Source organism: Diaphorobacter ruginosibacter, from assembly GCF_040396215.1.
Classification (GTDB): domain Bacteria; phylum Pseudomonadota; class Gammaproteobacteria; order Burkholderiales; family Burkholderiaceae_C; genus Diaphorobacter_A; species Diaphorobacter_A ruginosibacter_A.
In genome coordinates this window covers 1-24,739 of record NZ_JBEBOW010000045.1, presented here as the reverse complement: position 1 = coordinate 24,739, position 24,739 = coordinate 1, and the positions used below count along the sequence as shown (strand labels likewise).

At 64.1% G+C, this 24,739-nt stretch carries 26 protein-coding genes; 19 read left to right on the top strand and 7 right to left on the bottom strand.

Annotated elements, in window-relative coordinates; translation table 11 throughout:
- The first annotated feature begins 47 nt into the window (after positions 1 to 47).
- From panB to ABWP92_RS07830, 3 genes are all read left to right on the top strand, one after another.
- The gene (panB, locus tag ABWP92_RS07840) at positions 48 to 935 is read left to right on the top strand and encodes a 3-methyl-2-oxobutanoate hydroxymethyltransferase (RefSeq protein WP_353234817.1); all 888 of its coding nucleotides are present in this window, start codon (positions 48 to 50) and stop codon (positions 933 to 935) included.
- Positions 936 to 1,091: 156 nt separating this feature from the next.
- Complete coding sequence (gene panC / locus ABWP92_RS07835; protein WP_353234816.1) at positions 1,092 to 1,943, top strand: pantoate--beta-alanine ligase; 852 nt, start codon at positions 1,092 to 1,094, stop codon at positions 1,941 to 1,943.
- Between the two features lie 128 nt (positions 1,944 to 2,071).
- Complete coding sequence (locus tag ABWP92_RS07830) at positions 2,072 to 2,299, top strand: DUF3079 domain-containing protein (protein WP_353234815.1); 228 nt, start codon at positions 2,072 to 2,074, stop codon at positions 2,297 to 2,299.
- Between the two features lie 24 nt (positions 2,300 to 2,323).
- Here ABWP92_RS07830 and ABWP92_RS07825 read toward each other — a convergent pair whose 3' ends face one another.
- On the bottom strand, positions 2,324 to 3,262 hold the full coding sequence (locus ABWP92_RS07825) for a LysR family transcriptional regulator (RefSeq protein ID WP_353234814.1): 939 nt from the start codon (positions 3,260 to 3,262) through the stop codon (positions 2,324 to 2,326).
- A 140-nt stretch (positions 3,263 to 3,402) separates the two neighbouring features.
- On the opposite strand from ABWP92_RS07825, the gene lysA reads away from it, so the two are divergent.
- Positions 3,403 to 4,650: a diaminopimelate decarboxylase gene (lysA, locus tag ABWP92_RS07820; protein ID WP_353234813.1), complete on the top strand. Its 1,248-nt coding sequence runs from the start codon at positions 3,403 to 3,405 to the stop codon at positions 4,648 to 4,650.
- A gap of 66 nt (positions 4,651 to 4,716) precedes the next feature.
- On the opposite strand, the gene ABWP92_RS07815 is transcribed toward lysA, so the two are convergent.
- The 4 genes from ABWP92_RS07815 to gpmA all read right to left on the bottom strand — a co-directional run bounded on the left by ABWP92_RS07815 (position 4,717) and on the right by gpmA (position 8,615).
- Complete coding sequence (locus ABWP92_RS07815; RefSeq protein ID WP_353234812.1) at positions 4,717 to 5,106, bottom strand: response regulator; 390 nt, start codon at positions 5,104 to 5,106, stop codon at positions 4,717 to 4,719.
- Positions 5,107 to 5,269: 163 nt separating this feature from the next.
- The gene (locus tag ABWP92_RS07810; RefSeq protein ID WP_353234811.1) at positions 5,270 to 6,022 is read right to left on the bottom strand and encodes a HesA/MoeB/ThiF family protein; all 753 of its coding nucleotides are present in this window, start codon (positions 6,020 to 6,022) and stop codon (positions 5,270 to 5,272) included.
- A gap of 157 nt (positions 6,023 to 6,179) precedes the next feature.
- Positions 6,180 to 7,619, bottom strand: coding sequence for a S41 family peptidase (locus tag ABWP92_RS07805; protein WP_353234810.1), 1,440 nt, complete (start codon positions 7,617 to 7,619; stop codon positions 6,180 to 6,182).
- Between the two features lie 252 nt (positions 7,620 to 7,871).
- Positions 7,872 to 8,615, bottom strand: a complete 744-nt coding sequence (gene gpmA / locus ABWP92_RS07800) for a 2,3-diphosphoglycerate-dependent phosphoglycerate mutase (protein ID WP_353234809.1) — start codon at positions 8,613 to 8,615, stop codon at positions 7,872 to 7,874.
- Positions 8,616 to 8,689: 74 nt separating this feature from the next.
- Here gpmA and ABWP92_RS07795 point away from each other — a divergent pair, with 74 nt between their 5' ends.
- The 5 genes from ABWP92_RS07795 (at position 8,690) to ABWP92_RS07775 (ending at position 12,216) form a co-directional block, all read left to right on the top strand.
- Complete coding sequence (locus tag ABWP92_RS07795) at positions 8,690 to 9,097, top strand: rhodanese-like domain-containing protein (RefSeq protein WP_353234808.1); 408 nt, start codon at positions 8,690 to 8,692, stop codon at positions 9,095 to 9,097.
- Positions 9,098 to 9,157: 60 nt separating this feature from the next.
- Entirely contained in the window at positions 9,158 to 9,418 is a 261-nt protein-coding gene (gene grxC / locus ABWP92_RS07790) for a glutaredoxin 3 (RefSeq protein WP_353234807.1), read from the top strand.
- 94 nt (positions 9,419 to 9,512) lie between these two features.
- Entirely contained in the window at positions 9,513 to 9,968 is a 456-nt protein-coding gene (gene secB / locus ABWP92_RS07785) for a protein-export chaperone SecB (protein WP_353234806.1), read from the top strand.
- Between the two features lie 219 nt (positions 9,969 to 10,187).
- Positions 10,188 to 11,198, top strand: coding sequence for an NAD(P)H-dependent glycerol-3-phosphate dehydrogenase (locus ABWP92_RS07780; RefSeq protein WP_353234805.1), 1,011 nt, complete (start codon positions 10,188 to 10,190; stop codon positions 11,196 to 11,198).
- A 292-nt stretch (positions 11,199 to 11,490) separates the two neighbouring features.
- Positions 11,491 to 12,216 (top strand): tyrosine-protein phosphatase, encoded by a 726-nt coding sequence (locus ABWP92_RS07775; protein WP_353234804.1) that lies wholly within the window; start codon positions 11,491 to 11,493, stop codon positions 12,214 to 12,216.
- Between the two features lie 19 nt (positions 12,217 to 12,235).
- On the opposite strand, the gene ABWP92_RS07770 is transcribed toward ABWP92_RS07775, so the two are convergent.
- Positions 12,236 to 12,868, bottom strand: coding sequence for a response regulator (locus ABWP92_RS07770; protein ID WP_353234803.1), 633 nt, complete (start codon positions 12,866 to 12,868; stop codon positions 12,236 to 12,238).
- A gap of 160 nt (positions 12,869 to 13,028) precedes the next feature.
- Here ABWP92_RS07770 and ABWP92_RS07765 point away from each other — a divergent pair, with 160 nt between their 5' ends.
- The 5 genes from ABWP92_RS07765 (at position 13,029) to ABWP92_RS07745 (ending at position 16,936) form a co-directional block, all read left to right on the top strand.
- Positions 13,029 to 14,375 (top strand): sensor histidine kinase, encoded by a 1,347-nt coding sequence (locus tag ABWP92_RS07765; RefSeq protein ID WP_353234802.1) that lies wholly within the window; start codon positions 13,029 to 13,031, stop codon positions 14,373 to 14,375.
- Positions 14,376 to 14,571: 196 nt separating this feature from the next.
- The gene (locus tag ABWP92_RS07760) at positions 14,572 to 14,736 is read left to right on the top strand and encodes a DUF1328 domain-containing protein (protein WP_353234801.1); all 165 of its coding nucleotides are present in this window, start codon (positions 14,572 to 14,574) and stop codon (positions 14,734 to 14,736) included.
- 113 nt (positions 14,737 to 14,849) lie between these two features.
- A complete protein-coding gene (locus ABWP92_RS07755) occupies positions 14,850 to 15,245 on the top strand; it encodes a hypothetical protein (RefSeq protein ID WP_353234800.1) in 396 nt (131 codons plus the stop codon).
- A gap of 53 nt (positions 15,246 to 15,298) precedes the next feature.
- On the top strand, positions 15,299 to 15,616 hold the full coding sequence (locus ABWP92_RS07750; RefSeq protein ID WP_353234799.1) for a BON domain-containing protein: 318 nt from the start codon (positions 15,299 to 15,301) through the stop codon (positions 15,614 to 15,616).
- A gap of 141 nt (positions 15,617 to 15,757) precedes the next feature.
- Complete coding sequence (locus ABWP92_RS07745; RefSeq protein ID WP_353234798.1) at positions 15,758 to 16,936, top strand: zinc-binding metallopeptidase family protein; 1,179 nt, start codon at positions 15,758 to 15,760, stop codon at positions 16,934 to 16,936.
- A 16-nt stretch (positions 16,937 to 16,952) separates the two neighbouring features.
- On the opposite strand, the gene ABWP92_RS07740 is transcribed toward ABWP92_RS07745, so the two are convergent.
- Positions 16,953 to 19,199 carry a FepA family TonB-dependent siderophore receptor gene (locus tag ABWP92_RS07740; protein ID WP_353234797.1) on the bottom strand — a complete coding sequence of 749 codons (2,247 nt, stop codon included), beginning with the start codon at positions 19,197 to 19,199 and terminating at the stop codon, positions 16,953 to 16,955.
- A 164-nt stretch (positions 19,200 to 19,363) separates the two neighbouring features.
- Between ABWP92_RS07740 and ABWP92_RS07735 the strand changes: the two genes are divergently transcribed.
- The 5 genes from ABWP92_RS07735 to ABWP92_RS07715 all read left to right on the top strand — a co-directional run bounded on the left by ABWP92_RS07735 (position 19,364) and on the right by ABWP92_RS07715 (position 24,735).
- Positions 19,364 to 20,326: a siderophore ABC transporter substrate-binding protein gene (locus ABWP92_RS07735; RefSeq protein ID WP_353234796.1), complete on the top strand. Its 963-nt coding sequence runs from the start codon at positions 19,364 to 19,366 to the stop codon at positions 20,324 to 20,326.
- Positions 20,327 to 20,633: 307 nt separating this feature from the next.
- Positions 20,634 to 21,827, top strand: coding sequence for a CaiB/BaiF CoA transferase family protein (locus ABWP92_RS07730; protein WP_353234795.1), 1,194 nt, complete (start codon positions 20,634 to 20,636; stop codon positions 21,825 to 21,827).
- Positions 21,828 to 21,866: 39 nt separating this feature from the next.
- Complete coding sequence (gene acdA / locus ABWP92_RS07725; protein WP_353234794.1) at positions 21,867 to 23,063, top strand: 3-sulfinopropanoyl-CoA desulfinase; 1,197 nt, start codon at positions 21,867 to 21,869, stop codon at positions 23,061 to 23,063.
- A 41-nt stretch (positions 23,064 to 23,104) separates the two neighbouring features.
- A complete protein-coding gene (locus tag ABWP92_RS07720) occupies positions 23,105 to 23,686 on the top strand; it encodes a cysteine dioxygenase family protein (RefSeq protein ID WP_353234793.1) in 582 nt (193 codons plus the stop codon).
- A 158-nt stretch (positions 23,687 to 23,844) separates the two neighbouring features.
- A complete protein-coding gene (locus tag ABWP92_RS07715) occupies positions 23,845 to 24,735 on the top strand; it encodes a LysR family transcriptional regulator (RefSeq protein ID WP_353234792.1) in 891 nt (296 codons plus the stop codon).
- Positions 24,736 to 24,739: the final 4 nt, after the last annotated feature.

Genomic DNA, 24,739 nt, shown 5'->3' with positions numbered 1-24,739 from the left:
TCTTATAGACTTCGCCCAATTTCCATCCATCGCCAGGAGACAGCCACATGACCGCACCTTCGTCCGCAAGCGCGACAGGTACTCCCTACGGAACCATTCCGCCAGCATCCCCGATGCCGCAGCGCAAGCCCATCAGCCTGCCCCGGCTGGCGCAAATGCGCGAGGCCGGGGAGAAGATCACCATGCTCACCGCCTATGACGCCACCTACGCGGCGGTGGCCGACGCGGCTGGCGTGGAGTGCATTCTCGTGGGCGACTCCCTGGGCATGGTCTGCCAGGGCCTGCACAGCACGGTGGGGGTTTCGCTGGATACCATGGCCTATCACACGGAAAGCGTCGCGCGCGGACTGCACCGCGCGCAGGGCACGGCCTGGCTGATCAGCGATCTGCCCTATGGCAGCTACGCCGAAAGCCGCGAGCAGGCCATGCGCAGCGCCAGCCGGCTCATGCAGGCCGGCGCGCACATGATCAAGCTCGAAGGCGGCGGCTGGACGGCGCCGACGGTGCAATTCCTCGTGGAGCGCGGCGTTCCCATTTGCGCGCACCTGGGATTGACCCCTCAGACGGTGCATGCGCTGGGCGGCTACCGCGTCCAGGGACGCGACGACATCGCGGCCGCCACGCTGCGCAGGCAAGCGATCGAACTGCAGGAAGCCGGCGCATCCATGCTCGTGCTGGAGATGGTTCCGGCGGAACTCTCGCGCAGCCTGACGCAGTCCCTGGCGAAATGCCACACCATCGGCATCGGCGCGGGCAGCGGCACGGCCGGGCAGGTTCTCGTCATGCATGACATGCTCGGAGTGAACCTGGGAAAGAACGCCAGGTTCGTTCGCAACTTCATGCAGGACGCCCACTCGGTGCGTGGAGCCATCGAGGCCTATGTCCGTGCGGTCAAGAGCGGGGAATTCCCCGACGACCAGATCCACGCCTGGTAGGCAACCGCGCTGCCCTGCGGCCCCGCGCCGCAAGGGCCTGGCCGCGAAGACCCAGGCCGCGTTTTCCCGCACCGTTTCGCGGATATTGGCGGCCTGTGGCCCCACGCCGATTCATTAGACTCCCGCCGGCACACCGCCATTTCGTTTTCCATCACCATGCAAATCACCCATTCCATCCCCGAACTTCGCGCCGCCCTGGCGCAGCGCGGCAAGCCCGCTTTCGTGCCGACCATGGGCAATCTGCATGAGGGGCATCTTTCTCTGGTGCGCATCGCCAGGGAGCATGGCGATGTGACTGTCGCCAGCATTTTCGTGAACCGCCTGCAGTTTCTGCCGCACGAGGATTTCGACAGCTACCCACGCACCTGGGAGTCCGATTGCGAGAAACTGCGCTCGCAGGGCTGCGACATCCTTTTCGCTCCGCGCGAGGCGGACCTCTACCCCGAGCCCCAGGTGTTCAAGGTGCAGCCCGATCCCCGTCTGGCCGACATTCTCGAAGGCGAATTCCGTCCCGGCTTCTTCACCGGCGTATGCACCGTGGTGATGAAACTGTTCTCCTGCGTATTCGCCACGACCGGCGGCGGCGCGGCGGTATTTGGCATGAAGGATTACCAGCAGCTCATGGTGATTCGCCGCATGGTCAGGCAGTTCGCCCTGCCGATAGAGATCATCGCGGGCGATACGGCGCGCGCGGAGGACGGGCTGGCGCTGAGCTCGCGCAATGGCTACCTGAGCGCCGACGAGCGCCAACAGGCGATGGCATTGTCCCGTGCGCTCAAGGCGCTGGCCGAAGCCGCGCGCCGCGCCGACGCGCCGCTCGCGCAGGTGGAAGCTACAGCCATGCAGGCGCTCCAAGCCCAAGGCTGGCAGCCGGACTATCTCACCGTGCGCAACCGCAGCGACCTGCTCGCGCCCGCCGATACATCCGCGCGCGCCAACCTGCCGCTGGTGGCGCTGGGCGCGGCCCGGCTGGGCAGCACGCGGCTGATCGACAATCTGGAATTCTGATCCGGCAAGCCAGTCATCAGACACGGCGAGTAGTTGGCAGGGTCGGTATTTATTTTGATATTTATCAAAACCACACCAATACAAGGCGCTCAAGCTTCACAAAACAAGATGTAAAGCAATACCCCGCCATGGCAAAGAAATTCCCGATTCATCCAGCTCACCCCGAACGCAATTGCTGGGGGTGCGATCAATATTGCGCGGCCGACTCTCTGGCCTGCGGCAATGGCTCCGATCGCACTCAGCATCCGATGGAACTGTTCGGCGACGACTGGGCGCAATGGGGCCTGGACGAGCCGGCGGGCGGGCAGCCGCCCACGGCAGCGGATCCGCACCAGCGACAAAGCCCGGGCGGCTGAAGCAGCCCAGCGGCCTGTCGCCCTTCAGGCAACGGCCCGCGACACTTCCATCCTCAACGCCTCCAGCAGCCAGTCCACGCCGCTCACCGCGGGCCGATGCAGCGGCAGCAGCGCCTGCACCTGGAAGGGAATCGAAAACCCGAGCGGGCGCACCACCATCCGTTCACTCTCGCACGCCCGCGCCGTCAACGGATTCACGATCGCCACACCCAGCCCATGCTGCACCATCGCGCACACGGCGATGGCGCTGTGCGCCTCGAGCAGCAACTGGCGATCGACGCCCGCGCGCATGAATTCCGCATCGATGCGCTGGCGGTACACGTCATCGCGCCCGAGGCTGATGAAGGGCTGGCCGGCGAAGTCCTGCGCCTTCAATCTTTTCTTGCCAGCCAGCGGATGGGCCGCGGGCAGCACGGCCACCTCATCCAGCGCGGGCAGCACAACCGCCCGCGTTCCGGGCGGCGCATCGGCCTGTTCCGTCAGCCCGAGATCGAAACGCTGCGCGGACATCCACTCCAGGAGCAGCGGCCCGTCCTGCGTCGCCACGCTGAGCGCCACCTGCCCATGCCGGGCGTGCATGCGCGCCAGCGCACCCGGCAGCAAGGCATGGCTGAGCGCGGGCATGCTGAGCACGCTGATGTGCGAGCAGTGCGGCTGCGCCAGCGCGAGGGCGTGCTCGATCACGTGGTCCAGCCCCTGCCAGCTGCGCTGCACCTCATCCCATAGCGACAGCGCGCGCGCGGTGGCCCGCAGGCGGCCTTGCACGCGCTCGAACAGCGCATAGCCCAGCAGCGCCTCCAGCCGCGCGAGCTCACGGCTGACGGTGGGCTGCGAGGTGTACAGCATGCGCGCGGCGCCTGTCACGCCACCGGCCAGCATCACCGCGCGGAAAACCTCGATATGGCGGTGGCTGATGCGCGGCTCTTCAGCGCGGGCGGCTCCGCTGGTGGATGGATCCTGCATGGTGGACAAACCATATCAAAGATGAATAACCTGTAGAAATCAAAGTATTCGACCAAATACTCATCCTGCCCGATGATGCATGCCATCGCGCAGCCAGGGGCCGCGCTGCTTTCACTCCCCGATTTCCAGGTGGCAACGACATGAGCAATCCCTTCTCCCCTTCCCTGCTGTGGCAGTTGGCCGACGAGTTCGGCACGCCGCTGTGGGTATACGACGCCGAAACCATCCGCTCGCGCATTGCCGCGCTCAAGAGCTTCGACACCATCCGCTTCGCGCAGAAAGCCTGCTCCAACATCCATATCCTGGAGCTGATGCGCGCGCAGGGCGTGAAGGTGGACGCGGTCTCGCGCGGCGAGATCCTGCGCGCCCTGGCCGCGGGCTTCAAGCCGGGTTTTGACGAACCCAGCGACATCATTTTCACCGCCGACGTCATGGACGAAAGCACGCTGGCGACCGTCGCCGGGCACAAGGTGCCGGTGAATGCGGGCTCCATCGACATGCTGCATCAGTTGGCGAAGGCCTCGCCCGGCCACCATGTGTGGCTGCGCATCAACCCCGGTTTCGGCCATGGCCACAGCAACAAGACCAACACCGGCGGCGAGCACAGCAAGCACGGCATCTGGCACACCGACCTGAACGCGGCGCTGGACGCCATCCGCGCGGGCGGCCTGGTGATCGCCGGGCTGCACATGCATATCGGCTCGGGCGTGGATTATGGGCATCTGCAGGAAGTCTGCGGCGCGATGGTCAAGCTGGTGGAGGCGGCCAGGCTTGCCGGACATGACCTGCACGCCATCTCGGCGGGCGGCGGCCTGTCCATTCCCTATCGCGCGGGCGATCCGTCCATCGACACGGCGCACTATCACGGCCTGTGGGACTCCGCGCGCAAGCAGGCCGAAGCCATCATGGGACACCCGCTGGGGCTCGAGATCGAGCCGGGCCGCTTCCTCGTGGCCGAATCCGGCGTGCTGCTAGGCGCCGTGCGCGCCACGAAGAACGAGGGACGCAATCACTTCGTGCTGGTGGATACCGGCTTCAACGAACTCATGCGCCCGGCCATGTATGGCAGCTACCACGCCATGCAGATCCTGCGCAGGGACGGAAAAGAACTTCCCGCCCAGGCCAGCGTGGTGGCTGGCCCGCTGTGCGAATCGGGCGACGTGTTCACGCAGGGCGACGGCGGCGTGGTGCTGCCGCGCGAACTCGCCGGCGCCAGCGTGGGAGACTTGCTGGTCATCAACGACACGGGCGCCTACGGGGCGTCGATGTCCAGCAACTACAACACGCGCCCGCTTGCCGCGGAGGTGCTCGTGGACGGCGGCAAGGCCCGCCTGATCCGCCGCCGCCAGACCGTTGAGGAGCTGCTGGCGCTGGAACTGGGACTTTGAAGCAATCAATCGATGAACAGGGGCCCATGCCGGCCTCGCACGCGAAGAGCCGCGCGGCGGCCCCGCTCAGGCGACGGAGCGGTCGCCCTCGCCGTGCTTGATGCAGTAATCGACGAGCGCGTCGATCTCGTTGGATTTGTCGAACACGGCATCCACCCCCAGCTGCGCGCAGCGGATGCGGACATCCGGCGTTGCGTAGTTGCTGAGCACCACCATTTTCTGCGCCTGGTTGCGGTGGCGGCAGGCCTCGAGCACGCCCAGGCCGCTGCCCTGGCGCAGAAACAGATCAATGATGGCCAGATCCCAGTCCTTGGGATTCTTGGTCAGCCACGCCTTGCCATCGTTCTCTGTTTCGGCCGTTCCTATGGCCGTCACGTCCGCGAGCTCTTCCAGAGTGTCGATGAGATTTTCCCGGATGGTGGCGTTATCTTCGACGATGTATGTACGCAATTTCACAGCAGCCAAATAGTCAGTTGAGTTCTCTTTGCGAATGCCTTCAATCCAACACTTGAACTATGGAGGAACGCGCCTTGCAACTCTACTTGCCGAAAAGCCTGGCATTTTGCCAGCGCCAATTGGGTTGACATGTGGGAATGATCCTACTTGCCTTGTTTGCGGCTCATGTCGCGCCGCAAACAATGCAGCCGGGATCGCGAGTCGCACGCATTTCGGTCCAGCGCATGTCGCGGCCATCGAGCATCAGCAGGCGGCCGGCCAGCGAACGGCCCACCGCCGGTACGATCAGTTTGAGCGCTTCGGCCGCCTGCATCGAGCCGATGATGCTGACCATGGGCGAGAAAACGCCCAGCGTCGAGCACTGGACTTCCTCGAAGGCCTCGTCGGGCGAGAAAAGGCAGGCGTAGCAGGGTGAATCCGCCTGGCGCGGATCAAACACCGTGACCTGCCCGTCCAGCCGGATCGCGGCGCCCGACACCAGCGGCTTCTTCTGGCGCACGCAGGCCGCATTGATGGCATGGCGCGTGCGGTAGTTGTCGGTGCAGTCCAGAACGACGCTCGCCTCCCCGACCAGTTGCTCCAGCCGCCCGCCATCCACACGCTCGCGCAGGGCGCGCACGTTCACGCCGGGATTGATGGCCAGCATGGCGATACGCGCCGACTCCACCTTGTCCATGCCGACGCGGCTGGTGGTGTGGGCGATCTGGCGCTGCAGATTGGTGAGATCGACCTGGTCGTCATCGACCAGCGTGATGGTGCCCACGCCAGCCGATGCGAGGATGAGGGCGGCGGGCGAGCCCAGGCCGCCCGCGCCGATGATCAGCGCGTGGGCGGCGAGGATCTGCTCCTGCCCCTCGATGCCGATCTCGTCGAGCATGATGTGCCGCGAGTACCGCAGAAGTTGATCGTCGTTCATCTATCGATGGGAGCTGGCTTGGGTTGAGACGGGAGAATCGGGCATTGTCCCCGTTCTTTGGGGACCTGCAGAAAAAAAGGCCGGAGCTTGGCCGGCCTTTCTCTCCTGTGCCCGCCCCGCACCGGCATGGTCATGCCGGTGCGGGAAGGCGCGTCCGTCAGTCTTCCTTCTTCTCTTCGGGACGCTCGGTCTTGGTCTTGCTGACCAGGACCGGCTGGCCCTTGAGTTCGTTGAGCGCCTGATTGAGCTGGAAGTCCTTCTCCGAGCCGAATTCAGGCAGCCTGTCCTTCTTGGCCTTTTCCTTGTCCTTGGACTCTTCCTCCAGGCGCTTCAAGGCTTCCTCCCGCGCCTTTTCACGCGCGGCGTCCTTGGTCTCCTCGCCCTGGCCGCTGGACAGATGCTTGTCGAGATCGGCCTCGCGCGGACGCAGCGACGCGAACAGGTCGCCTTCGGCGGTTTCATCCACCATCACGTCGGGAACGATGCCCTTGGCCTGGATGGAGCGGCCGCTGGGCGTGTAGTAGCGCGCCGTCGTCAGCTTGATGCCGGTATCCGGGCCCAGCGGACGCACGGTCTGCACCGAGCCCTTGCCGAACGTCTGCGCACCCATGACGGTGGCACGCTTGTGGTCCTGCAGGGCGCCGGCCACGATTTCGCTCGCGGAGGCCGAGCCCTCGTTGACCAGAACCACCAGCGGCACCTTCTTGAGCGCGGCGGGCAGGCCCTTGAGCGGATCGGAGCCGCGGCGGGCGTAGTCGTCGGGGCTAGCCTTGAACGTCGCCTTGCTTTCGGACAACTGGCCGTTGGTGGTCACCACCGTCACGTTTTCCGGCAGGAAGGCTGCGGAGATCGCCACGGCCGCGTCGAGCAGGCCGCCGGGATCGTTGCGCAGGTCGAGCACCATGCCCTTGATGTTGGGGTCCTGCCTGTAGAGATCGTCGACCTTGCGCACGAAATCATCCACCGTGCGCTCCTGGAACTGCGACAGCCGCACCCAAGCGTAGCCAGGCTCGATCATGCGGGCCTTGACCGATTGCGTCTTGATCTCCTCGCGCACGATGGTCACGGGGAAGCTGCGGCTCTCGTCCTTGCGCAGGATGGTCAGCGTCACCTTGGTATTGGGTTCGCCGCGCATCTTCTTGACGGCATCGTTGAGCGACAGCCCCTTGACGGCCGTGTCGTCGATTTTCGTGATCAGGTCTCCGGTCTTGATGCCGGCGCGGTCGGCGGGAGAGCCTTCGATGGGCGAGACGATCTTGACCAGGCCATCTTCCTGCGTGATCTCGATGCCGACGCCGACGAACCGGCCAGTGGTTCCCTCGCGGAATTCCCTGAACGACTTCTTGTCGAAATACTGGGAATGCGGATCCAGGCTGGATACCATGCCGGAAATCGCATCGGTGATCAGCTTGCGGTCATCGACCGGATCGACATAGTCGGTCTTGATCAGGCCAAAAACCGCGGACAACTGTTGGATTTCCTCCAGGGGCAAGGGCGTCATGCCGCTGCGTGCCACGGTCTGCAGGGAAACCGTGGTAAGCGCGCCAGCGAAGACTCCGACGGATATCCAACCTGCTATTTTGAGTTTTTGGCCCATATATGTGTCACCTCAACCGAACAATATACATCTTAGTCCGGTATTGATTCCCGGCGGCTCCCGGGGTTCCGTTGCCTGATGATCTCTGATTTTCCGCCTGCGAGGCGGCGATCCGGACTCGCCGGACCGGATAGTTTGCCCGCAAACCGCTTGCGGCAAGAGAAAATTGTGCATTTGGGCGCATGAAGCCCGGGTTTCCCGCACCGCCGGCCCATGCCGACGGCGGTCGGCTGCGTGGCGATGCGCGGAGAATCAGGCCCTGCCTTGCGACGCCACCGCAGCGGCTGCCTTGGCGGCGGCCTCCGCATCGCCCAGATAGTAATGGCGGATCGGCTTGAGGTTGTCGTCCAGCTCGTATACCAGCGGAATGCCGTTGGGAATGTTCAGGCCGACGATTTCCTCGTCCGAAATATGGTCCAGGTACTTCACCAGCGCGCGGATCGAGTTGCCGTGCGCGGCCAGTACCACGCGCTTGCCCGAGCGGATTGCCGGGGCAATGGCGTCGTTCCAGAAGGGAATGACGCGCGCGACCGTGTCTTTCAGGCATTCGGTGAGCGGCACTTCGCCCTCCTTGAGCCCGGCGTAGCGCGGATCGCCACGCTCGCAACGCGGATCGGTGGACTCCAGCGCCGGAGGCGGGGTGTCGTAGCTGCGGCGCCACACGAGCACCTGCGCATCGCCGTACTGCTTGGCCATATCGGCCTTGTTCAGGCCCTGCAGGGCGCCGTAGTGGCGCTCGTTCAGGCGCCAGCTGTGCTCGACGGGCAGCCAGGTGCGATCCATCTCGTCGAGCGTGTGCCACAGCGTGCGGGTGGCGCGCTTGAGCACGCTGGTGTAGGCCAGGTCGAACTCGTAGCCCTCGGCCTTCAGGAGGCGGCCGGCATTCTTGGCCTGTTCGACGCCGGTGGGCGTGAGGTCGACGTCGGTCCAGCCGGTGAAGCGGTTTTCAAGATTCCAAGTCGATTCGCCGTGGCGAATCAGGACCAGTTTATGCATGGGTTCCCCTCAAATGAACAAGCCAAAAACCTGTCATTCTAAAATTACGCGGTTTGCCAACCCGAAGGACGTTCGTGAAATTCATATTAGACAACTGGTATTTGCTCCTCATCGCACTGGTTTCAGGCTCGATGCTGTTCTACCCCATGCTCAAGGGCGCAGGCGCGGGCTCGCTGTCCACGGCCCAGGCCATTCAGTTGATCAACCGCGAGAAAGCAGTGGTTATCGATGTGTGCGAACCTGAAGAATTCGCGGCCGGCCACGTCAAAGGCGCCAGGAACGTGCCTCTGGGCCAGTTGGAAGAAAAGCTGCCGCAGACCGTCAAGAACAAGGCGCTGCCGGTGATCCTCGTATGCGCCAAGGGCGCCCGCGCGCGGCGCGCGGTCGATGTCGCCAAGAAACTGGGCTTCGACAACGCACAGGCGCTTTCCGGCGGCCTGGCCGCATGGCGCGAGGCGTCGCTGCCGGTTGAAAAAGCCTGAAGCGCCCCCACCTGCCAGCCAGCACCCGCGCCGCGACAACAGACATAGAAAGGAACATGAATGCAAGCCGTCAAGATGTACACCACCGCTGTTTGCCCGTACTGCATCCGGGCCAAGCAGTTGCTCAAGGCCAAGGGCGTCGAGCAGATCGAGGAAATCCGCGTGGACGCCAACCCCGATGAGCGCATGAAGATGATGGAAATCACCGGCCAGCGCACCGTTCCCCAGATTTTCATCGGCGACACCCATGTGGGTGGACACGACGATCTCGTGGCGCTCGACGGACGCGGCGGCTTGACGCCGCTCCTGCAAGGAGCCTGAAAAACTTGTCAGCGCCCGCGTGCGTTGCATAATGCCCTGCCCGCCGCGGGAGTGTCCCGGCGGGCTTTGTTCTGATTGAAAGACCCAACCGACCATGGCGACCGAAGAAACCCCAGTGTTCCAGATTCAACGTGTATATCTGAAGGACCTGTCCCTGGAACAACCCAACTCTCCGGCCATCCTGCTGGAGCAGGAACAGCCCAACGTGGACATTCAGCTTGGCGTTGAAGCCAATCCCGTGGCTGAAGGCATTTTTGAAATCGCGGTGACCGCCACCGTGCAAACCAAGATCAAGGACAAGACGGTGTTCCTGGTCGAAGCCAAGCAAGCCGGCATCTTCGAGATCCGCAATGTTCCCGAAGAACAGATGGGCGCGATCATCGGCATCGCCTGCCCGCAGATCGTCTACCCCTACCTGCGCGGCAACGTGGCCGACGTGATCACCCGCGCCGGCTTCCCGCCCGTGCACCTGGCGGAAATCAACTTCCAGGCCATGTACGAACAGCAGCAGGCCGCTGCGGCCCAAGCCGGCAACACCACGGCCCAGTAATCGAGCCGCCCGCCCACGCGCCGCGCCTTTCATCCACCGAAAGCGAGCGGACAACGGACCCACGATCCCCGCAACGGCCCCGCCGCGGCGGGGATTTGCGTTTTTCACGCCTCGCCCCGATCCGCCCACGGGCCGGCCCCTGTCCAAGACGCTGGCGATGACGATGGCGCGCGCGGTGATTTCATCACCGGCCGCACAACTCTTGCTATTCTTGGCGGCATGAAGATCTTTGTCATTGGCGCCGGAGCCTGGGGCACGGCCATTGCCATGAGCGCGGCCGCGCGGCCGGGAACGCACGCCGTCACACTGTGGGCGCGCGATGGCGCGCAGGCCCTGCAAATGCAGCGCGAGCGCGCCAATTCGCGCTATCTGCGAGGCGTGAAATTCCCGGATTCTCTCAACGTCGTCAGCGGCGACGTAGCCGAACACGTCCGCCACGCGGACCTGATCGTGCTCGGCACGCCGATGGCGGCCCTGCGCGAATGGCTGTCACGGCTCGCCGATGTGCGCGTGCCGGTCGTCTGGCTCTGCAAGGGTTTTGAAGCCGTCAGGGCCGATGCGCCCCCCGGTTCTGTCGGCCTGCTGGCGCATGAAGTCTGCCATCAGGTCGCGCCCCATCTGCAATGCGGCGTGCTCAGCGGCCCGAGCTTCGCCGATGAGGTGGCCCGCCATCAGCCCACGGCGCTCGTGGCGGCAAGCGCCCATCCACAGGTATCGCGGCTGCTGGTCGAGGCGTTTCATGGCGAAGCCGTGCGTGTCTATGCCAACTCGGACATCATCGGCGTGGAAGTGGGGGGCGCCGTCAAGAACGTGCTGGCCATCGCCACCGGACTGTGCGACGGCCTCGAGCTGGGATTGAACGCGCGCGCGGCGCTCATCACGCGGGGACTGGCGGAAATGTCGCGCCTCGGCCTGGCCCTGGGGGCCAGGGCGGAAACCTTCATGGGCCTGTCGGGCCTGGGCGACCTGGTGCTGACAGCCACCGGCGATCTCTCCCGCAACCGCAAGGTCGGCCTGGCGCTGGCCAAGGGCATGACCCTCGCTCAGGCCGTCGAGTCCCTCGGGCACGTGGCCGAAGGCGTCTACAGCGCCCGTACGGTACGGACGCGGGCGCATCTGCTGGGCGTGGAAATGCCCATCACCGAAACCGTGGTCGATCTGCTGGATGGCCGCCTCGATGTAGCGAATGCGGTACACACCTTGATGGTAAGAGATCCTCGTGGCGAGTAGATGAGCGCGAAATTGTGAACTCTTGCGACTTGAGTTTCATTTGAAATACACTTGAAACCCATTAAAAACTTCACTTTTTGTTAACTACAAAAGAAATCCTCAGTGCTTGATTCAACTGTGTTGCATGACAACGCGGTTGAGCAGATTCTCCGTCGCCTGACGGATATGGGTCGTGTATTTACCAAAAGTGGAGGAAATGTTGCGCGCGAGTTCAAGAAACCTGGGGACGTCCGGCGGGCGGATTTACCGCCGTAGTGTTCTCAGGCTCGCAGGGCTGGGGCTTCTGCCGGCGATGGCATTTTCCTCGCTGGTGGCCTACCGGCGCGTCGAAGAAGCCGACGAGAACGCCTCCTGGCCCTCCTCCTTCGCGCTACGGCTTCCCGCCATCCCCAATTTCCGCGATATCGCCGGAGCGCAGGACCAGCCGGCCTACCGCAACGGGGACAACATGCCGCTGCGGCGCGGCGTGTTCTATCGCTCGGGCAGGCTGAACGCGGAGGGCAGCGACCTGCGCCGGCTGCAGCTGCTGGGGGTCCAGGCTGTCTATGACCTGCGCTCGGGCGAGGCACGCAAGGCCGAGCCGGATCACATTCCCGAAGGTATCCGGTATGTTCCCGTGCCATTGGCCGAGCCCCTGCTGCTGACCCCGGACCTCACCCTGGAAGAGCGCATGCGCCTGCTGGTGACGGATCCGGACGCGCGCGCGCATACCGCCTCTTTGCTGGAGCATCTGGCGCAAGCCGCCGCGCCGTGCATCTACCACTGCGGCACGGGCAGGCATATGACCGGCTGGGTCACCGCGCTCCTGCACACCATGGCCGGATTGCCGACCGAGGCCATCTTCCTGGATTTCCTCGCTGGCAATGAAGCCCAGCCCCGCGTGGCGCACGCGTCCACCTTGCTGGCCGCGATGCGGGCGGCCGCGACACATCACGGCTCGGTTGAAGGCTTCATCCGTGATGGATTGCGGTTGAGCAGCGCCACCCGGCAAAAGCTGCGCGGCCGCATGCTGGCCTGACGCCAGTCCTTGCGGAAACTCAGTCGATCAGCTTGTTCTTCAGCGCGTAGTACGTCAGGTCGCTGTTGGAAGACAGGCCCAGCTTCTCCATCAGGCGCGTGCGGTAGGTGCTCACCGTCTTGACGCTCAGTGACAGGGACTTTGCAATTTCACCTGCCGTCTCGCCGCGCGCCAGCTTGAGAAAAACCTGGAATTCGCGCTCCGACAGCTGCTCGTGCGCAGGAGCATCGTCCTTGCGGTTGAGCTGCTGGGCGAGCAGGTCGGCGACGGCCGGCGTCAGATAACGGCGGCCGAGGGCGATGGTGCGGATCGCCTCGACGATTTCCTTGGGATCGCATTCCTTGTTGAGATAACCGCTCGCGCCCTGGCGAATCAGGTTGATGGCGTAGTGCTCTTCCGGATAGCCGCTGAGGATGAGAATCCCCATGTTCGGCGCCTTGGCCCTGAGCATGGCCAGCGCGTCCAGTCCGCTTTGCCCCGGCATGGCCAGATCCATCACCAGCACATCGATCTCGTGCGCCCGGATCAGGTCGATGGCCTCGCGGCCGTTCGATGCTTCACCCACCACCCGAAGATCGACGTGCTCCGACAGAAACTGCCTCAATCCCGACCTGACAATCGCGTGGTCATCCACAATGCCGACTCTGATCATTCCTGTTCTTTCTATGCAGACGCCGCTGGTTTGACGAGGAAATTAGCGGCTACCATGATATCCAATTCATAGCCGTGTCCGCCGAATGATGCCACGGTTGAGCCCCCTCTGCACGTATCCATAAACGTATGATGATGATGTGTAACCAGGACTGACATCCATGCGCAAGCCCCTTTTCACGAAAATGGCCGTCAACATGCTGCTGGCATTGCTGGCCGCTGTCATGCTGGTGGCCGTGAACGAGGCCGGGTACATGAGTTCAAACTCCGCGATCGAAGGCCTGGAGAAGGCGCAGACCACCCGCCGCACCCTGGACAGGCTGGCGCGCGCCATGTTTGCCATGGAAAGCGGATTGCGCGGATACCTGCTGACCGGCGAGCCCACACATCTCAAGCCCTACATCGACAACGCCAGACAAATTGAAACGAGTCTCTTCGAGCTGCACGCTCTGGTGAGCGGCTCTCCGGTGGATGTCAGCGACTTCACCACACTCTCGCGCCAGATAGCCAACCGGATCTCCGAACTCGACATGACGCTGCGCATGCGGCGCGGCGGCCATGACGACGCCTGGAACTTCGTGCTGTCCACCAACGTGGGAGTGAAGACCATGGACGCCATTGGCGCCGCCTCGGAGCGCATGATCCAGCGCACGATCGAGCGGGCCGATGACAGCAACCGCGAGATCCTGCATTCGCTCATGCTCTCGCGCATAGGCATTGCCGCCGTCGCAACGATTGGCCTGCTCGCTTTCTATATGTATCTGCGCAAGGCTGAGGCGCTGCAACTCGCATCCGATAGGGAAAAAGAAGCCCAGGCGCGCGAACGCGATCAACTCGAGCAGCTGGTGCGCGAGCGGACCGCCTCTCTGGGCAAGCTAGCGACCCACCTGCAACAGGTGCGCGAAGAGGAACGCGGCCATCTGGCACGCGAACTGCACGATGAGCTTGGCGCGCTGCTCACCGCCGCCAAGCTGGACGTCGCGCGGCTGAAGTCGCACGTGAATCTCGATGTGCCGGAAATCTCCGAGCGCCTGAAGCATCTGGTGGAAACGCTCAATACCGTCATCTCCCTCAAACGCCGCATCATCGAGGATCTGCGGCCCTCGTCGCTCTCCAACCTCGGGCTGAGCGCCTCGCTGGAGATTCTCACCCGCGAATTCGCTGAACGCTCCAAGATGAACGTGGAAGTGAGCCTGGAGTCCGTGCGCCTGTCGGACTCCTCGCAGCTGACGGTGTACCGGCTCATCCAGGAATCGCTCACCAACATCGGCAAATACGCCGGCGCGCAAAAAGTCCTCATCACGGTGCACAACTACCCCAACCACGTCACGGTGCAAGTGCGCGACGACGGCGCGGGCTTCGACACGCAAGCCATCTCGCCCACCGCACACGGCCTGGCGGGCATGCACCACCGGGTCGAAGCCGCGGGCGGGCGGCTGACGGTCACGTCCGCGCCCGGCGACGGCACGCTGGTGTCGGCGACGCTCCCGCACAGCAATGGGGCTTGACGCGCCCTGTTGCCCCTGAGCAACTCTCAGCGAACGCCACCGCATCCGAATCCGTCCTACACGCGCAGCCGCCAGCCACCGGCCCGGCGCGTCATTCCCCTGCAATACAGTGGACTCACGTGCATTGCACGAATCATGCGAGTCGCCCGCCGTTGCCGCGCGCAACGGCGCAAACTCCATTTGGAAGGATGTGAATATGCTTCATTACGCAGTAGTATTTCTGGTGATTGCGCTCGTGGCCGCCCTGTTCGGTTTCGGAGGGATTGCGGCCGGCGCAGTTGGTATTGCAAAAATACTGTTCTTCGTTTTCATCGTGATAGCGGTGATCACCTTCATCATGGGCCTGCTCAAAAGCCGCTGAGATGAAAAAGAACGAAGAGGCAGGCATTACCCCTTCGTGTTGCCATCGTCGTCAATGTCGTTGAAAGCCGCGAGGGGCGAGTCAACGACGGAAGCAGAAAGAAAGGATTTGCAATGAGCGATCTGGAAAAAGCCGCCGAAAACACCGCCGACAAGGCCAAGGACGCCGCGCAGGACATGCTGGACTCGGCCAAGAGCGCGGCAAGATCCACGCGCCGCGCCGCCAACCGCGCCCTGGATCAGGCGGAGGACAAGCTCGATGAGTGGGAGGACAAGCTCGAGACCAATGCCCGTATCGAGGACCTGGCTGCCCGGGCGCAGGAATTCGCCAACCGCAGCATCAACTACGTGGCTGACAGAAGCCAGCGTGCCCGCGAGCAGTTTTGCCAGGCAAGCGATGCGACCTGCCAATACGTCCAGGAGCGGCCCGGCAAATCGCTGATGATGGCCGCGGCGGCCGGAGCGGCTGCCGCCATGCTGCTCATGCTGGCCCGCGGGCGCGATCGCTGACCTGACCCGCCCCTGAACAACGGATTTTTCAACCAGCCTTTTTGGAGTTCGACATGAAGTTTGTACGTGCCCTGACCTTCGCGGCGCTGGCCGGCGCCACCATCATCACCGCGACCGGCTGCTCGGTTGCCCGCAACCAGCAGACCGTGGGTTCCTACGTGGACGACACGGGCATCACCACCGCCGTGAAGGCCAAGTTCGCCGAAGACAAGTCCGTGGCCGCCACGTCCATCAGCGTGGAAACGCTCAACGGCACGGTGCAGCTCTCGGGCTTCGCGAAGTCCCAGGCAGAGAAGGATCGCGCGGAATCCCTCGCGCGCAATACCAAGGGTGTTCGTGAAGTGCGCAACAGCATCGTCGTTCGCCCCTGATCGGGCCACGCCGAAGCGGGCCTCCTGATTCGGGCCGCGATTTCCAAGCGGGAATCGCGGCCCTGTTTTTTGCATATTCCGCAAACCCGGCTTTTTGAGGGAATAGGAAAGCGTCTCCCGCCACGGCACAATGCGCGAATCATGCGTTTATTTCATTGCGGCCACTGCGGTTTTCTTGTTTTCTTCGAGAACTTCCAATGCGTTCACTGCGGCAGCACGCTGGCATTCGTGCGCGAGCATGTGGACATGCTGGCGCTCGAGCCCGCCGGCGATGGCAGCGATCTGTGGAAACGCCGCTCGCCGCTGCCCGCGCTGGGGCCGGTGCAAGGCAACACGTCCAGCAATACATCCAATTCCGGCGTCTCCAAGGCCGAGGAGCCGTACCTGCGCTACCGCATGTGCGCCAATCGGACACGCTACCAGACCTGCAATTTCGCGGTGCTGGCGACACCGGACACGCCTGCCGACGTATTGTGTCCGTCGTGCGCCCATACTCGCGTGCTCCCCGATCTCTGCGATCCGCTGAACCTGCGCCGCTGGGGACAGATCGAAGCGGCGAAGCGCAGGCTCTACTACACCGATGTCCGCCTGGGCATCGACCGCATCCCCGGTGAGGCCGGACCGGTATTCGAGTTTCTCGCCGACCTGCCGGGCGCCATGCCCGTCATGACCGGCCACGCATCCGGCGTGATCACCCTGAACGTGTCGGAAGCCGACGACGATGAGCGCGTGCGCAGGCGCCTTGCGTTCCATGAGCCGTATCGCACCCTGCTCGGCCATCTGCGCCATGAAATCGGCCACTATTTCTGGGAAGTGCTGATCGCGCGCGGCCAACGCCTCGAGCAATTCCGCGCGCTGTTCGGCGACGAGCGGCAGGACTATGCCCGTGCGCTCGAGCATTACTACGCCCGCACGCCGATCCCGGAGCAGCAATGGAGAGAGACGCATATCAGCGCCTACGCCACGGCCCACCCGTGGGAGGACTGGGCCGAGACCTGGGCGCACTATCTGCACCTGGTGGATCTGCTGGAGACCGCCAAGAGCTTCGACACGCGCATCAACATTCCCAGCCCGCTCGGCGACCGCAGCTTCGCCATGGTCGATCCATTCAGCATGCCCGCGCCCGGATTCGACCAGATGCTTGCGGCCTGGGTGCCCGCCACGTTGCTGCTCAACAGCCTCACGCGCAGCCTCGGCCAGATAGATGCCTATCCGTTCGCGCTGGGCGCTGGCGCGACGAAGAAGATGCGCTTCATTCATGAGGTCGTTTCCGGGCAACGCACAGCGGGCGCAGCCCGGAACGCCCCTCCCTTGGAATGAACGGGGCGCGCGGCCGTCAGAACTGGCTGGTCAGCGACAGGTAATACGAACGGCCCGGTTCGTTGTAGGTGGCGGCCCCGCCCGCCGAGTTGGATGCCGTGCGGAACAGCCGCTTGTCGCCGATGTTGTTGACGCCAAAGCCCAGCGTAAGCGCGCGCTTGATCTGGTATTTGGCCCCTACGCCGAAGACTGCATACGAGCCCAGTTCGGTAAGCTGAGCCCCCGTTGCCGCCGAGCCGCCGGTGTTGATGGTGCGCGGCTCCTGCCTGCCGTAGAACGTCCCGAAGAACTGCGTGGACCACGCGGGCGAGATGCGCCAATCGAGCGTGGAATTCACCGTGTACTTCGGAATCACCGACAGCGGCTGGTTGTTGTCCTTGTTGTGGTTCTTGAGCATGTAGGTGAAATTGTTCACCCACTTGAGCGTGTCTCCGCCGTTGCCCAGCAGGGGAAGCGTCAGATTGCCTTCGAAGCCGCGCACGACAGCGCGGCTGGCATTCATCCACTGGAACACCTGCGTGGTGCCGACCACGGCGGACGAGCCGTCGTTCATCTCGGCATAGATCTTGTTCTTGTAGTCGTTCTGGAAATACGACAGGCTGGCATCCAGCCCTTCGTGGTTCGAGAATGCCACGCCCAGCTCCTTGTTGATGCTGGTTTCAGGCTTGAGGTCGGGGTTGCCGCGGATGTAGCAGCCGCCGCCCATGTTGGGTGAGTTCAGCGGACAGCCGTTGCCGCGCGTGTAGTACAGATAGTTGATGTTGGTCTGGTAGAGATTGGGCGCCTTGAACGCGCGCGCCACACCGCCCTTGACCGACCACTGATCGGTCAGATGATAGGTTGCGTTCAGGCTCGGGCTCCAGTTGCTGCCCGCCTGGCTGTGATGGTCGAAGCGCATGCCGGGCGTGAGGACCAGGTTCTTGACTGGCTCGAAATTGTCCTCCACATAGAACGCCCAGGTCTGCGAATCCGACTTGCCGCTGCGGGTGCCGCTGCTTCCCGTCAGATCGGAAATGTCGTCGCCCGCACTGCTGGTGGACGACTGCGCATTCGCGCCCGGGTCGTTCAGGCGCTCGTTGCGGTATTCAAAACCGGATGTGAGCATATGGCGCTGAGAGCCAATGGTCAGCGGCGTATTCACCTCGCCATTGAGGAAATAGTTCGCCAGCCTGGATGTGACCATGCTGCCCGGATCGGTGGAAGTGATCGAACCTTCCGGCCCGCCCGCAAGGCCCACCGGGTATTGCGAGCGGCGCGTGTTCTCCGCCTGGAACAACAGGCGCGACGTACCCCAGTCCCATTTGCCGCGGTGCGTGAGGCCCAGCGTGTTGCGATGCGTGATATTGGTTTCCTGCCCCAGCAGCGCCTGCATGTTATCGGCATTGGTGTCGCTGTTCATCAACCGCTCGCCCGCGTAGATGTTGCCCTGGCGGCTCGTGCCAGCCTCCAGCTCCAGCACCTGCTGCGGCGTGAGATCCCAGCGCAGCATCGCATTCAGGTCGCGGTTGCGCACTCCCTCGCGGCCGGCCGGCGGCAGTTCCAGTTCGGACACATGGCTGTTGAGCGAGGTATCGTCGGCATCCGTCTTGGCGATATTGCCATACAGGCGGAACGACAGGTTCTCGGCAACGGGACCGGAGAGATTGAAGCTCGCCCGCTTGGTGTCGCCCTCCTCCGAGTGCTCGGCCTTCTGCCCATACACGGTCACCGAACCCGAGAGCTTGTCTGTCGGCTTCTTGGTGATGATGTTCACCACCCCGCCCGCGGCGCCCGAACCATAGCGCGCAGCCGCCGGCCCGCGAATCACTTCGATGCTCTCGATGGCCTCCACCGGAACCCAGTTGGAATCGCCCCGCGTATCGCGTTCGCCCGTGCGGCCCATCTTGGATGCGTTGCGCGACTGCACCGGCTTTCCGTCGATGAGGATCAGCGTATTTTCAGGGCCCATGCCGCGCAGGTCGATCTGGCGGCTGTTGCCGAACTGGCCCGAAGCCGAATTACCCGTGAGATTCACACCGGGCATGGTGCGGATCAGCTCCGACAGATCGTTGGCGGGCGGGCGCTTGCTCAAATCCTCCTCCGTGATCACCGAAACGCCCAGAGCCTGCTTGAGCTCCTGCTCCGCCGTGGCGCGAACAGTGGTCTCGGGAAGCAGCACCTGCGAAGACGGATCGGGTTGGGGCGCCTGCGCATGCGCCAGGCCATGAACAGCCAGGGCAATGGCGCTCAGGCCGAAGCAGACGCCGCGATGTGAAATCGACATATTCCTCCCAGTACCAAAATGCAAATGAAATTAATTCTCAATTAGAATAATTTGCAACAATACTGTCAACGCAATCCACCTGAGGCGACAAGCTATTTGCCATTTCACGAAATTTGTGCCACACGCGAGGCACAACCCCCTCATCCACATCGGGAGATAACCACATGCCAACACCTCTTGCCCAGTCCGCGATCACCCGCCGCGCCAGCCTTGCGCTGGCTGCCGGCGTGGCGGCATTGCCGACACTGGCGGCCGCTTCGGCCCCGCGCCGGGAGATCGAAGTCCCGCATGCCAAAGGCATGGCCAGAGTTATGCAGACACCGCGCGCACCGGTAGTGTTCGACCTCGCAACGCTGGATGCGATGCATGCGCTGCAACTGCCCGTGGCCGGCGTGGCGCGCGCCGGGCTCCCGCCTTATCTGCAGGCGTTTTCCGATGCCAGGAAATACCCTGTCGCGGGCACGCTGTTCGAGCCGGATTTTGAAGCGCTCAGCCGGCTGCGGCCCGACCTGATCCTGGTCGGCGGCCGCTCCGCGGCGCGTTTGGACACACTCTCGCGCATCGCGCCGACGCTTGACATGAGCACGCGCTCCACGCATCTGCTGCAGGACATGGATCGCAACGTCTCAACGCTGGGCGCGCTGTTCGGCAAGCAGTCCATGGCGGAACAGCTCATGGCACTGGTGAACAGGGAAATCGAAACGCTCAAGCCGCTCGCGCAGCAGGCCGGCCCCGGTCTGCTGGTGCTTGCCATCAACGACAAACTGAACGTGCAGGCCCCCGGCTCGCGCTTCGGCCTGCTGCACGACGTGCTCGGCGTCCCGCCCGCGCTGGCGGCGGGGCAATCACCGCAGCGCGGGCAGTCATTCACCATGGAAGACATTGCACGCATCGACCCCGAGTGGCTCTACGTCATCGACCGCAACGCGGCAACGGGCTCCGCCCCCGGCGGCGCGGAAATGATTCCATCGCAGAAGGTATTCGACAACCCGACCATCCGCGCGACGAAAGCCGGCCGGAACGGCAGGGTCCTGTTCCTGGACCCCAAGGGCTGGTATCTGCTCGGCAGCGCGGGGCCGATCGCGATGATCAACAACGTGCGCCAGATCCGCACCGCGCTCGGCTGAGCCGCATCACCTCATGAAGGTGCCGGGCCGCCGCGCAGCCAGAATGGCTACGAGAGCACAGGCAGGCGCACTATGACGTGTGGTTGCCTGGCACGGCATGCTCACCTCCAAGGGCGTTCCGCCGCATTTCCAGGCCCTGCTGCAAACCGAAGTGGCCCGCTTGAAGCATTCTTCCCCCGGGCATGCCGGAGATATTGAAAAAAAACTCAATTGAGGATGAAGGCAGCGCCCCGGATACTTCCTTTCACGCCACGGACACGCCCCATCGGAGGAGCGGCGTCCTGGCACGACAAAGGAAGTTCACCAGATGCAAGACAAGAGCAACGGAGGGGCGCTCGCGGGAATCCGCGTGCTGGACCTGTCCCGCATCCTCGCGGGGCCAAGCGCCACGCAGCTGCTTGGCGACCTGGGCGCGGATGTGATCAAGGTGGAGCGGCCCGAGGAAGGCGATGACACGCGCAAATGGGGGCCGCCCTATATCGCGGGCACCGACGGCCAAGAGACCCGCGAGAGCGCCTATTACCTTGCCGCCAACCGCAACAAGCGCTCGATCGCGATCGACATCGCCAGCGAGGACGGCCAGCGGCTGATCCACGAATTGCTCGCTCGGGCCGACGTGCTGGTGGAGAACTACAAGGCCGGCGGCCTCGCCCGATACGGCCTCGCCTATGAACAGTTGCGCGAGCGTTATCCGCGCCTCATCTACTGCTCCATCACCGGTTTCGGGCTCACCGGCCCGTATGCGGGCCGCCCCGGCTATGACTTTCTCATCCAGGGCATGGGCGGCATCATGAGCCTCACGGGCGTGCCGGACGGCGAGCCGATGAAGGTTGGCGTGGGCATCGCCGACGTCATGACGGGCATGTATGCCGCCGTGGGCATGCTGGCGGCGCTGCAGCACCGCCATGCCACGGGCGAGGGACAGCACATCGACATCTCGCTGCTGGATACGCAGATTGCCTGGCTGGTGAACGCCGGCACCAACTATCTCGCGGACCGCAAGCCGCCCACGCGGCTTGGCAACGGGCATCCGAACATCGTGCCGTATCAGGTCTTCCCGACGGCGGACGCGCCCATGATCCTGGCCGTGGGCAACGACGCGCAGTTCCGCCGCTTCTGCGAAGTGGCTGGCGCGCCCGTCTGGGCCGACGATCCGCGCTATGCCACCAACGTACAGCGCATAGCCCACCGGGAAGAGCTGTGCGCGCTGGTGGCCGGGCGGCTCCGCACCCAACCGCGCCCGCACTGGCTTTCGGCGCTGGAGGATGCCGGCGTGCCTTGCGGCCCGGTCAACGATCTGGAGGACGTATTCAGCGACCCGCACGTGATGGCCCGGGGCGCCGAGCTGCGCATGCCATGCGAATGGGCCAAGGACGGCGAGGTCCGCCTGCTGGCCAATCCACTGAAGATGTCCGCCACGCCGCCCAGCTACCGCCGCCCGCCACCGCGCCTGAACGAGCATGCCCAAAGCGTTCTGGACGACTGGCTCGGCCCGCGTTGAGGGCGCCATGTCACTTGAAGATTTTTTTGGAGACTCCCCATGTATGAACTGACCAAGGAACAATTCGACCTGCAGGCGCGCGCCCGTGAACTGGCGCAGACGGCATTTGCGCCGACCGCGGCCGAGACCGACCGCACCGAGCAATATCCCTGGGACAACGTCGCCAGGCTGCGCGACGCCGGCTTCATGGGCATGACCCTGCCCAAGCGGGCGGGCGGCCAGGGCATGAGCTATCTGGACGCCATCATCGTGGTCGAGGAAATGTCCAAGGCCTGCGCGACCATGGGCCGCATCACCGTGGAGGCCAACATGGGCGCCATCGGCGCCATCGCCTCCTACGGCACGCCCGAGCAACTGGGCCTGGCCGCCGAGCTGGTGCTGGGCGGCGACAAGCCGGCGATCTGCATCTCCGAGCCCGATGCCGGCAGCGCCGCCAGCGAAATGACCACGCGCGCCGACCGCAAGGGCGACGAGTACATCATCAACGGCGAGAAATACTGGATCACCGGCGGTGGCGTATCCAACCTGCATCTGATCTTCGCGCGCGTGTTCGACGACGGCGTGGACCAGGGCATAGGCGCCTTCATCTGCGTGCGCGAGCGCACTGCGGCGGACCAGCTCGTCATCGGCCGGCGGCTCTACGCCATGGGCGTTCGCGGCATTCCCGAGACCCATCTGGAGTTCCGCGATCTCAAGGTGCACAAGTCCATGCTGGTGGTTCCGCCGGGCGGGCTCAGGCGCGGCTTCGCGTCGCTCATGAGCGCCTACAACGCGCAACGCGTGGGCGCGGGCACGGTGGCCCTCGGCATCGCGCAAGGCGCATTCGAGGAAGGCCTTGCATACCTGAAGACACGCGAGCAGTTCGGCCGTCCGATCGCCGAATTCCAGGGCCTGCAGTGGATGCTGGCCGACATGTCCACGCAACTGGAGGCCGCACGGCTGATGCTGCGCCACGCGGCAGCCAGCGGAGAGCATTTCCCCGATATCGACAAGGCCGCGCGCGCCAAGATCATGGCCGCCGAGACGGCCAACAAGGTCACCAACGATGCGCTGCAGTTCTACGGCTCTTCCGGTTATGGCCGGCACAACCCCATGGAGCGCCATGTGCGCGATGCGCGCATGTTCACCATCGCGGGTGGTACAGCGCAGATTCTTCGCACGCAGGTGGCCTCCAGGCTGCTCAACATGAAGCTGCCGCAGACCCGCGAAGGCTACATCACCCGCGACAAGGCCTGAGGCCGCATATTCCACATCCATGAAGCATGAAGGAGACCCCCATGAACGACATGCCGGCAAAATTCCAGAAATTCGTCACCGATTTCACCAAGGTGATCGATGAGCACCAAGGCAACGAGCCCGCCATCCTCGACAAGGGCGAGCAGGTCCTCGGGCAATTGATTTCGCAGGACGACTGGCTGCCAGAGCGCTATGCGAAGCCCCATCCACAGTACTACCAGCAATACCTTCTGCACGCCGATCCCGAGGACCGCTTCTCGGTGGTGAGCTTCGTCTGGGGCCCCGGCCAGAAGACGCCGGTGCACAACCACACGGTGTGGGCCCTCATCGGAATGATGCGCGGCTGCGAGGTGGGCGAGCTCTTCGAATACGCGCAGGACGGCAAGAGCATGCGCTCGGTGGGCACGCAGCAGTTGAACCCGGGCGACGTGGACCGCGTCTCTCCCACCATCGGAGACATCCACCGCGTATCCAATCTCTACGACGACCGCGTGTCGATCAGCATCCACGTCTACGGCGGCAACATCGGCCGCATCCCGCGCCATGTGTTCGTGGCGGAAACGGGCGAGCGCAAGCCGTTCATCTCCGGCTACTCCAACGAGGCGGAGCTCGCGGCGGGCTGATTTCCAGCGGCCCTGGCGGCACCGCGACGGATTCCCGCTCACCGTCCCGCACCCGATTCGTCGTGTACCATCCGGCGGGCCCATGACGGCATGGGCCCGGCTGGACGACGGCGCCACGCCGCATTGGGGCATCGGTGGAGACACAAAGGACACGTGCGGTGAAACTCGGCGCAAAGCATGACTTTCCGACACTCAAGCAGCTCGAACTTCTGCTGGCTCTGGTGCAGTCGGACGGAATCTCCAGCGCGGGAGCGAAGCTCGGCCTGTCGCCTTCCGCCACGAGCCATGCGCTGCGCGCGCTGGAGTCCGCGCTGGGCGCCCCGCTCATCGACCGCAGCGCTCCCGGCGCGCCGCTGACCTATTCCGGCGAGCAGATCCTCCCGCTGGTCAGGGAGGTCTTTGCCTCGATGCAGCTGATGAAGTCCATCGCGCGCTCCGACGCGCAGCTCAAGACCGGCCAGTTGCACATCGGCTCGTTCGGCGCCAGCGGCACGCTCAAGGCGCTGCCCCCGGTGCTCAAGGCCTTCCGCCAGAAGCATCCGGGCGTCGATGTGCACATCATCGAAAAGCCCGAGGAGCAAACCAGCCTGGACCTGATGGAGCACCGCATCGAGCTCGCCGTCGTTCCGCTGCCCAAGCTCGAGCTGGAAACCCAGACCCTTGCCATGGACGAGCTGGTGGCCGTCCTGCCCGATGGCCACGCACTCGCGCGGCAAGAGGTGGTTCAGCTCGAAGAGTTGATGGAATACCCCTTCCTGCTCACGCGCGCGGGCTCCAAGCCGCTGATCTACCGGCTGCTGCTCAAGCACGACATCAAGCCGCGAATCGCCCACGAACTGCACCAGATCACCTCCATCCTGCAGTACGTCGCCGATGGGCACGGCGTGTCCATTCTCGCGCGGCTCGCGCTGCCCGATGCCATGCCCGGCGTGGTCTACAAACGGCTCACCCCCACCACCAGACGCTATATCGCGCTGGCCTGCCAGAACTCCAACCGCCTGTCGCCCGTGGCGCGCGCCTTCTGGAACGAAGCCGCCAATCACTTCTGAGAAC